Raw genomic sequence first — 7,691 nt, forward strand, 5'->3', positions numbered from 1 at the left:
ATGGTACGGCCGGCGACGGCCGCGCCGACCGTCGAGACCGCCGCGAGCGGGATCAGCGCAAGCCCCGCCTCGCTGGCGCTGAGGTGATAGACGGATTCGTAGTAAAGCGGCAGCTGGACCGTCAGGCCCGTGATCGCGCCGAGCGCGCAACCGCCTGCCATCAGTCCGAACGGCACCACCCGTCCCCCGAGCAGCGGCAGCGGCAGGAACGGCTCGTCGGCGCGCCGGGCGTGCCAGACGAAGCTGACCACGAGTGCGACCGCGCCACCGAGCATCGCGAGCACGGTCGGCGACAGCCATGGATAGCGCGTGCCGCCCCAAGTCAGCACCAGCATGAAGACCACGGCAGAGGCCATCAGCAACACGCCGCCGAGCCAGTCGACCTTGCGCCTGCGGTGAAACACCGGGATCTTCTTCATCTTCGGCAGCAGCAGCGCGAGCGCCGCGGCCGTCAGCGGCAGATTGATCCAGAAGATCATCGACCAGTGCAGATGCTCGGCGAACACGCCGCCGATGACGGGGCCGAGGATGCCGCCGACCATCCAGACGCTGGAGAAATAGGCCTGGTATTGTCCGCGCTCGCGCGGGCTGACCACGTCGGAGATCACGGTCTGCACCACAGGCATGATGCCGCCGCCGCCGAGGCCCTGAAGGCCGCGCGCCAGGATCAGCATCGGCATGTTCGGGGCGATCGCGCACAGCACCGAGCCCGCGACGAACAGGCTGAGCGAGGTGATGATCATGGCCTTGCGGCCGTAGATGTCGCTGAGCGTGCCGAACACCGGCGCAACCGCGGTCGAGGCGAGCAGATAAGCGGTGATCACCCAGGAGAGATTGGAGACGTCCTGGAACTGGCGTCCGATGGTCGGCAGCGCGGTCGCCACGATGGTCTGGTCGAGCGCGGCCAGGAACATCGTCAGCATTAGGCTGATGACGATGGTGCGGACCTCGTCGGAGCTCAACGGCACCGGCGGCGCGATGGACGGCGCGTCGTCGACGCTGATGACCTCGCTCGGAAGGCGCGACAGCTCCTCGGCGATATCGTCGGGCAATGCCTGGATGTCGGCAGAGTCGCTCTGCCGTTCGAACTTGCTCATCTCGATCGGGCGTCATGTGGCGGCGCAACGCCGCGAAGGATTCGTTCTATGCAGCCCAATGTAGACAGCAAAGCTTTTCCCAGGCAGGCACCGCGGCGCATGGGTGCATCCCGCCCCCGGGCCATCCCGAACGCGTGACTGAAAGGCGCGCGGCGGATCAGGCCTTCGGACGTCGCTTCAGGCGGGCCGCTTTCGGCAAGGTCGCCGGCCATTGCACGATGTGGTCCTCGAGCTCCTCGTCCGGGACCTGCTCCTCGCTGCCTTCGACCCGGCCGCGCACGGAGACACCGGCCTCATGCACGGTGTTGGGATCGCCCGACACCAGCGGATGCCACCAATAGAGGTCGCGCCCTTCGGCGACGAGCTTGTAGCCGCAGCTCGGCGGCAGCCAGTTCAGGGTGCGGACGTTGGCCGGGGTCAGGCGGACACAATCCGGAACCTTGTCGGACCGATTCGGATAGTCCTTGCAGCCGCAGCTCATCCCGTCGAGCAGCTTGCAGCCGATATGGGTGAAGTAGATCTGCCCGGTGTCCTCGTCCTCGAGCTTGTTCAGGCAGCAGCGGCCGCAGCCGTCGCACAGGCTTTCCCATTCGTCCCCCGACATCTCTTCCAACGTCTTGGTTTTCCAGAAGAATCCTTCTTGTCCGGAAGGTCGTTTGGGAGCTGCGGTCATGCGCCTCAACAAAATTCTAAAAAGAGCTACGGCGACGCCATCTAGGGCGCGCGGCGGCAAGGGTGCAAGCAAGGCCCCTTTGAGGCCCGTAATGACCCGGGGTCAACTCAGCCTGTTGTTCAAAATCGCGAGCGTGACCATTGGTTTATGGGCCCCGCTCGGCTAGAAGGAACAGCAAGCCCCTCGGATGCTGGCCGGGCGCCTTGGGTTTGCCGCAACATTCCCGCAAGACGTCTCGATGCCGCCCCGGCCGGGTGCTTGAACGCTTTCGAAGCAAGCCGCAAGGGTTCTAGGTGCGCCAGATCATACCACCGCATTGGAAGCAGAGGATCCGGAACTTCTTCCTGGATCTCGATGCGCGCATCGACTCCTCGCTGTTCTCCTCGGCCAAGGGCATCCGCGAGCTCTACGAGCGCTACTCCACCTTCATGGACCGCTTCTATGTCGGGCGGTGGAAGCGCTGGGTCTTCATCGAGCCGTTCTCGGAGGCGGCGACGCTGGGCCTCGGCGGCCTGATCGTGATGCTCACGCTCGCCATCCCCGCCTTCCGCGAGACCGCGGACGAAGACTGGCTGAAGAAGTCCGTTCTCGCGGTGAGCTTCCTCGATCGCTACGGCAATCCGATCGGCAGCCGCGGCATCAAGCACAACGACTCGATCCCGCTGGAGGATTTTCCCGACGTCCTGATCAAGGCGACGCTCGCCACAGAGGACCGCCGCTTCTACGAGCATTTCGGCATCGACATCGCCGGCACGGCGCGCGCGCTCGTCACCAACGCCCAGGCCGGCGGCGTCCGCCAGGGCGGCTCCTCGATCACCCAGCAGCTCGCCAAGAACCTGTTCCTGAGCAACGAGCGCACCATCGAGCGGAAGGTCAACGAGGCCTTTCTCGCGGTCTGGCTGGAATGGCGCCTGACCAAGAACGAGATCCTCAAGCTGTATCTCGACCGCGCCTATATGGGCGGCGGCACCTTCGGCGTCGACGGCGCGGCGCATTTCTATTTCAACAAGTCCGCGCGCGACGTGAACCTTGCTGAAGCCGCGATGCTCGCCGGCCTGTTCAAGGCGCCGACCAAATACGCGCCGCACATCAACCTGCCCGCCGCCCGCGCCCGCGCCAACGTCGTGCTCGACAACCTCGTCGATGCCGGCTTCATGACCGAGGGCCAGGTGTTCGGCGCCCGCCGCAATCCGGCCTTCGCAGTCGACCGCCGCGACGAGGCGTCGCCGAACTACTATCTCGACTACGCCTTCGACGAGATGCGCAAGCTGGTCGACACGTTCCCGAAATCCTACACCGAGCGCGTCTTCGTGGTCCGCACCGCGATGGACACCAACGTGCAGAAGGCTGCGGAGGAAGCGGTCGAGAACCAGCTGCGCCAGTTCGGCCGCGACTACCACGCGACTCAGGCGGCGACCGTGGTCGCCGATCTCGATGGCGGCGTCCGCGCCATGGTCGGCGGACGCGACTACGGCGCCAGCCAGTTCAATCGCGCCACCGACGCCTATCGCCAGCCCGGCTCCTCGTTCAAGCCCTATGTCTACACCACCGCGCTCCTGAACGGTTACACGCCGAACTCGATCGTGGTCGACGGCCCCGTCTGCATCGGCAATTGGTGCCCGCAGAACTATGGCCATTCCTATTCCGGTTCGGTGACGCTGACGCAGGCGATCACGCGATCGATCAACGTCGTGCCGGTGAAGCTGTCGATCGAGATCGGCCGGAGGAACGAGCCGAAGGCGCAGAACCCGGCCAAGGTCGGCCGTGCCAAAATCGTCGAGGTCGCCCGCCGCTTCGGCATCAAGGCGCCGCTGCCCGACACGCCGTCGCTGCCGATCGGCTCGGACGAAGTGAACGTGCTCGAGCACGCGGTCGCCTATGCGACCTTCCCCAACCGCGGCAAGGCGGTGACGCCGCATGCGGTGCTGGAGGTGCGCACCGGCGCCGGCGACCTCGTCTGGCGCTGGGACCGCGACGGGCCGAAGCCGCGGCAGGCGATCCCCGCCTCCGTCGCCGCCGACATGGCGGGCATGATGAGCCACGTCGTCAGCGAAGGCACGGCGCGCCGCGCCGCGCTCGACGGCATTCCGACCGCGGGCAAGACCGGCACGACCAATGCGTATCGCGATGCCTGGTTCGTCGGGTACACCGGCAATTTCACCTGCGCGGTCTGGTACGGCAACGACGACTATTCGCCGACCAACCGCATGACCGGCGGCTCGCTGCCGGCGCAGACCTGGCACGACATCATGCTGGTGGCGCATCAGGGCGTCGAGGTCCGGGAGATCCCCGGCATCGGCATGGGCCAGAAGCTGCCGCCGCAGCATGTCAGCAACGCGCAAGCCAATGCGGGCCCGAAGGTGCTGGAGACCAAGCCGGGTCCCCCGCCGGTGCTGACCAAGCGCGGCGCCGACATTCTGGTGCGGGTCGAGAAGCTGCTCGACGACGCGGCCAAGACCGCGAACAAATCGGCGGCCAACGACGGCAAGCCGGCGAAGCCGGCGTCGTCGACGAGTGCGCTCGCCTTCCCGCAGAACTATGCGGAAGAGAACGCCAACGCTTCCGCCCCACGCAAGAACTGATCGAAACAAGTGCGGCTGATCCTGATCACATTGACGGCGCTCCTTCTCGCGACGGCGGTCGGCCTGGGTGCGACCTGGATGACGACGACGCGCGGCACCGAGATCGGCGCGCTGACCATCGGCCCCTGGACCGCGCGGCCGCGCACCGGCACCGCAGACGTCGACCCCTATTCGCGCGCTACCATCGTGCGCAACGGCGAGTTGCCGATCGGCACCGGCGACGGCGTCGCCTTCACCGCCACGACCGACGACAAGAAGAAGGCGCTCGACGGCCGCTGCGACGTGGTCGTCTCCGGCGTGACGCCGCCCGCGCGGTTCTGGACGCTGACGCTGTACGACCGCAAGGGGCACCTCGTCGCCAATTCGCTGCAGCGCTACGGCTTCACCAGCCAGGAGATCGTGCGGCAGTCCGACGGCTCGTTCGAGATCCGCATCGCCTCGCGCTCACGCGCGGGCAACTGGCTGCCGACCGGCGGCATCGAGCGCTACGCACTCATGCTGCGGCTCTACGATACGCCGGTCGGGGTCGCCACGCGCACCCAGCGCGATGCGCCGATGCCCAGCATCACCACGGTGGGCTGCTCATGATCCGGCTCGCGTTCACCATCATCGCCGGCGTGGTGCTGGGCCTCGTGGTCCATCTCGTCAGCGTGCTGGCGCTGCCGCGGATCGCGACGCAGGATGCCTATTCGCGGCTGACGCCGATGACGAAGGTGAACGCCGTCACCCAGCTTCCCCTTGCCGCCCCCAACGATTCGCCGATGCCGTTCATGGACCCGGCCTTTGCGCTGGCGATCTGCCGCTACGACCTCTCGGGCGGACCGATCAAGCTCACGGTGCCGGTGAGCCAGGCCTACACCTCGGTGTCGTTCTACACCCGTAACGAAATCGCCTATTACGCCATCAACGACCGCTCCGCGGGCCGCAAGGTGATCGAGCTCGATCTGATGACGGAAGCACAGCACAGCGAGCTGCCGGAGGACGAGGAGGTCACCGCGGCCGACCGCCTGATCATCGATTCCCCGACCACGACCGGCCTGATCCTGATGAAGGCACTCGCCCCCGAGCCCGGCCTGATGCCGCAGGCGCAAGGCTCGCTCCAGGCTGCGACCTGCGCACCGCAGACCGAGGCGCCCGCCAAGGCCGAGGCACCGCGCCGGCGCTGATGCCTGGAATTTCAAAGCGCCCAATCGAAAGTGCGAAAACAACCCCATGCACAGTAGAGCTGGCGTTGAAATCGTTGGGCTCTTTACTCAACCATCACTCTGCCTCCGGCGACGTGCAGCTCCTTTGACTCGTCGGGCAAAACACAGGCATGTTGGCATCGAGGAGTACGTCTCCACATCGCTGCGCACGGCGTCAGCTGATCGGGACTAGGGAGCAGCGCGTATCCCTATCTGGAGCCGATCTCGCATCCGCGCACAATGGCAGCAGCTGTCAGGCGACAGTAGGACGCAACTTCAATTCGCTTGGGATGTTGAAGCCGCACGTCTCGATGACTATCGATTGAAGATCGTCTCGGTCGGGGAGGAACGAATGAGCACCATCACCGGCGGCTGTCATTGTGGCGCAATCCGTTATGAGGTCGAGGGCGAGGCGATCGTGCACGCGCTTTGCCACTGCCGCGATTGCCGGCTTCACGCGGGCGCTCCGGTCGTCGGCTGGACGATGTATGCCGAAAACGCCGTCAAGGTGACCAAGGGCGAGCCCAAGGTCTACAAATCCTCGGAGCACGGGCGGCGGCATTTCTGCGGCGATTGCGGCACCGGCCTGTTCTACGTCAACGGCGAGATCCTGCCGGGGATGATCGACATCCAGAGCGCGACCTATGATGATCCCGAGGCCGTGCCGCCGATGATGCAGATGCAGGTCGCCGAGCGCCTGCGCTGGATGGAGCACGCGCACGAACTGCCGGCGTTCGAGCGTTATCCACCGCAGCCCTGAAGGGCGGCGGCTATCCGTCCCGCTTCACAGGAAGCCGCCGGACGTTCAGCCGATGTCCGCCACCATCATCTGGTGTTTTCACGCCTGAGCTTGAGGGCGGGCGGCCTCGTCCGCGCCCAGAGCAGCGCCAGCGGGCCGAGCGCAATTCCGGCCGCCAGCACGACGAAGACCAGCAGCCAGCCGGTTGCGCTCTGCGGTCCGCCGGCCATGTCGAGCGCAACGCCCGTGCCCCAGGCACCGGCCGCCGACAGGCCGAAGCCGACGGTGGAATGCAGGGCGAGCGTTGCGCCACGATGCTCGGAGACGGCCGCCGCCGACATGCCGGCGGTCAACGCACCGGAATCGGCGGGCACCGTCAGGCCATAGACGAGCAGCAGCAGGGCCAGCACCCATCCTGGCGCGGTTGCGTTGAAGCCGATGACGGCCGCCACGCAGGCCGACGCGATCATCACCACCGTGATCGCCCGGTGGCGCCCGAATTTCAGCGCGGCCTCGTTGCCGAGGATGCTGGCCGGCATCGAGATCACCGCGAAGCAGACGCTCAGCACGACGGGACTCAACCAGGACGGCGCGCCTTGATGCGAGACGACGAAGGTCCAGAATCCGACCAGCCAGGTGCGGATGCCGTAGAGCTCGAAGCAGTGCGCGCCATAGCCCAGGATGTAGCCCAGCGCCTCGCGGTTGGCGAAGACGGGCGCAAAGTTCAGGAGACGTCCCGATCTGGGCGCGGGCCGCCGCGGCTCGATCAGGACACAGGCAATGACCATCGCAACCGGTCCGATGCCGGTCACGAAGAATGCGGCACGCCATCCAAGGCCATCCGCGACGAGTTGCGCAGCGAGGAAGGACAGGCCGACGCCGAGCGAGAAGCTCGACGTGTAGAGCGTCACCGCCCGCGAGGTGTCGCCGGCCGGCAGGCGATCCGTCAGCGCCTTCAGTCCCGGCATGTAGGCGCCGGCAAAGCCAAGGCCCGCGAGCGACCAGATCACCATGCCCGACCAGAAGCCTTGCGCGAAGAGGCCGAACGCCATTGTCGCAAGCCCGCTGACGATCGAGCCGCCCAGGAGCACGAGCCGGGCATCGATGCGGTCGGTCAACGTGGTCAGCACCGGCACCGCCAGCATGTAGCCGAAGGCATAGCCGCTCGCCATCAGGCCGCCCTCCGCCGCGGACAGCCCCCAGGCCGGCATCAGGTGCTGCGACAGATTCGCAGAGAGTGTCACGTGCGGCAGCAGATTGCCGATCTGGCCGATGCACATCATCGCGATCAGCGACCATCCGGTCAGCTTACGAATTGGCTCCTCCCGCCTGCAGCGGCTCCGATGTCGTCCGGTCCGCGCGCAGCAGCAGAAGCGCGACGAACGCGGAGACGGAAGCGAGCGCGCTGATCCACAG

7 protein-coding genes are annotated in these 7,691 nt (G+C 66.4%); 4 read left to right on the forward strand and 3 right to left on the reverse strand.

Annotated elements, in window-relative coordinates:
* Positions 1 to 1,097 (reverse strand): MFS transporter (locus JHD07_RS27285; RefSeq protein WP_291627695.1); only part of this gene is annotated, 1,097 nt, incomplete at its 3' end.
* 157 nt (positions 1,098 to 1,254) lie between these two features.
* Positions 1,255 to 1,770 (reverse strand): YcgN family cysteine cluster protein, encoded by a 516-nt coding sequence (locus JHD07_RS27290; RefSeq protein WP_291627697.1) that lies wholly within the window; start codon positions 1,768 to 1,770, stop codon positions 1,255 to 1,257.
* Between the two features lie 293 nt (positions 1,771 to 2,063).
* Here JHD07_RS27290 and JHD07_RS27295 point away from each other — a divergent pair, with 293 nt between their 5' ends.
* The 4 genes from JHD07_RS27295 (at position 2,064) to JHD07_RS27310 (ending at position 6,296) form a co-directional block, all read left to right on the forward strand.
* Positions 2,064 to 4,352 (forward strand): transglycosylase domain-containing protein, encoded by a 2,289-nt coding sequence (locus JHD07_RS27295; RefSeq protein WP_291627699.1) that lies wholly within the window; start codon positions 2,064 to 2,066, stop codon positions 4,350 to 4,352.
* A 9-nt stretch (positions 4,353 to 4,361) separates the two neighbouring features.
* Positions 4,362 to 4,940, forward strand: a complete 579-nt coding sequence (locus tag JHD07_RS27300) for a DUF1214 domain-containing protein (protein ID WP_291627701.1) — start codon at positions 4,362 to 4,364, stop codon at positions 4,938 to 4,940.
* Entirely contained in the window at positions 4,937 to 5,518 is a 582-nt protein-coding gene (locus JHD07_RS27305; RefSeq protein WP_291627703.1) for a DUF1254 domain-containing protein, read from the forward strand. The genes JHD07_RS27300 and JHD07_RS27305 overlap by 4 nt, the downstream gene beginning before the upstream one ends.
* A 370-nt stretch (positions 5,519 to 5,888) precedes the next feature.
* Positions 5,889 to 6,296: a GFA family protein gene (locus tag JHD07_RS27310; RefSeq protein ID WP_291627705.1), complete on the forward strand. Its 408-nt coding sequence runs from the start codon at positions 5,889 to 5,891 to the stop codon at positions 6,294 to 6,296.
* 65 nt (positions 6,297 to 6,361) lie between these two features.
* On the opposite strand, the gene JHD07_RS27315 is transcribed toward JHD07_RS27310, so the two are convergent.
* Positions 6,362 to 7,555: an MFS transporter gene (locus JHD07_RS27315; protein WP_291627707.1), complete on the reverse strand. Its 1,194-nt coding sequence runs from the start codon at positions 7,553 to 7,555 to the stop codon at positions 6,362 to 6,364.
* Positions 7,556 to 7,691 lie beyond the last annotated feature (136 nt).

It is taken from the genome of Bradyrhizobium sp., from assembly GCF_016462955.1.
GTDB lineage: Bacteria > Pseudomonadota > Alphaproteobacteria > Rhizobiales > Xanthobacteraceae > Bradyrhizobium.

Excerpts from the sequence above, each read along its gene's own strand:
- JHD07_RS27310 (WP_291627705.1), top strand. The coding sequence starts at position 5,889 with ATGAGCACCATCACCGGCGGCTGTCATTGTGGCGCAATCCGTTATGAG.
- JHD07_RS27315 (WP_291627707.1), bottom strand. The coding sequence starts at position 7,555 with ATGTGCATCGGCCAGATCGGCAATCTGCTGCCGCACGTGACACTCTCT.
- JHD07_RS27305 (WP_291627703.1), top strand. The coding sequence starts at position 4,937 with ATGATCCGGCTCGCGTTCACCATCATCGCCGGCGTGGTGCTGGGCCTC.
- JHD07_RS27290 (WP_291627697.1), bottom strand. The coding sequence starts at position 1,770 with ATGACCGCAGCTCCCAAACGACCTTCCGGACAAGAAGGATTCTTCTGG.